At 61.9% G+C, this 1,418-nt stretch carries 1 protein-coding gene; it reads left to right on the forward strand.

The window, feature by feature from the left end:
- Positions 1-164: 164 nt before the first annotated feature.
- Positions 165-1,358 carry a Xaa-Pro peptidase family protein gene (locus EOA27_RS36455; protein ID WP_126081122.1) on the forward strand — a complete coding sequence of 398 codons (1,194 nt, stop codon included), beginning with the start codon at positions 165-167 and terminating at the stop codon, positions 1,356-1,358.
- Positions 1,359-1,418 lie beyond the last annotated feature (60 nt).

The following is a 1,418-nucleotide window of genomic DNA, read 5'->3' on the forward strand; positions in this document are numbered from 1 at the left end:
AGATTATAGCGAAGCGGGATAGAGATTCGGACATAAACCGCCTTTGGCGCGAAAGTGATCAGTTCTGGCTGGACCAGAGCGGCCAAAATGATGCAGATTTGGCCGACAGCCATAAATCATAACGTTCGGCGCTCCTGCGACCGATGAAAAACAGGGAGAGGCAGATGAACATCGCTCCGGGCAAGACCGAGGTCAGCAGTATTCCCTTCGACCAGGCGCGGGTGGACCGGCTGATGGAAGAGGCCGGCATCGACGTGCTCTTCGCCACCTCCAAGCACAACACGCAATATCTGCTCGGCGGCTACAAGTTCATCTTCTTCGCGGCGATGGATGCGATCGGCCACAGCCGTTACCTGCCGATCGTGCTTTACGAGAAGGGCGGGCCGGAACACGCAGCCTATATCGGCAACAAGATGGAAGGCGGCGAACACCAGAACCATCCGTTCTGGACGCCGACCTTGCACGCCGCCTGCTGGGGCACGCTCGATGCCGCAAATCTGGCGGTGGAGCATCTGCGCCAGATCGGGAAGTCTGCGGCGCGCATCGGCATCGAGCCCGGCTTCCTGCCGTCCGACGCCTATATGCTGATCCGCAAGGCGCTGCCGGATGCCAAGCTGATGGACGCGACCGACATGCTGGAGCGCATGCGCGCCATCAAGACCGAGGCGGAGCTGGAGCAGCTGCGCATCGCCTCCGAACTGATCACCGATTCCATGCTGGCGACGATCGCCTTGGCGCGCGAGGGCACGACAAAGACCGATATCATCGAGCGGCTGAGGCGCGAGGAGACCAATCGCGGCGCGCATTTCGAATATTGCCTGCTGACGCTGGGCTCAAGCCATAACCGCGCGGCGTCCAGCCAGGCATGGAAGAAGGGCGAGGTGATGTCAATCGATTCCGGCGGCAACTATCACGGCTATATCGGCGACCTTTGCCGCATGGGCGTGCTCGGCGAGCCTGATGCCGAGCTGGAGGATCTTCTGGCCGAAGTCGAAGCAGTGCAGCAGGCGGCCATTTCCAAGGTCAAGGCCGGCATCCTCGGCGGCGACATGATCGCGCATGCGGAGAGCGTGCTGAAGGCCTCGAAGGTTTCGGCCTATACGGATTTCTTCGCCCACGGCATGGGGCTGATCACGCATGAGGCGCCGTTCCTGATGACCAACCATCCGGTCGCCTATGAAGGCACCTATGCGGCCAAGCCGCTGGAGAAGAACATGGTGCTCTCGGTCGAGACGACCATGCTCCACCCGACGCGCGGCTTCATCAAGCTGGAGGACACGGTCGCGGTGACGGACGCCGGCTATGTGATGTTCGGTGACCGCGGGCGCGGATGGAACAGGGGCGGGGTGGCAGCTTAGCTTCGACGGCGCTCCCCCTCACCCGGATTGCCAGCCGAATTGCGAAGAGCAATTCGGGGC

It is taken from the genome of Mesorhizobium sp. M2A.F.Ca.ET.037.01.1.1 (genome assembly GCF_003998075.1).
Lineage (GTDB): Bacteria > Pseudomonadota > Alphaproteobacteria > Rhizobiales > Rhizobiaceae > Mesorhizobium.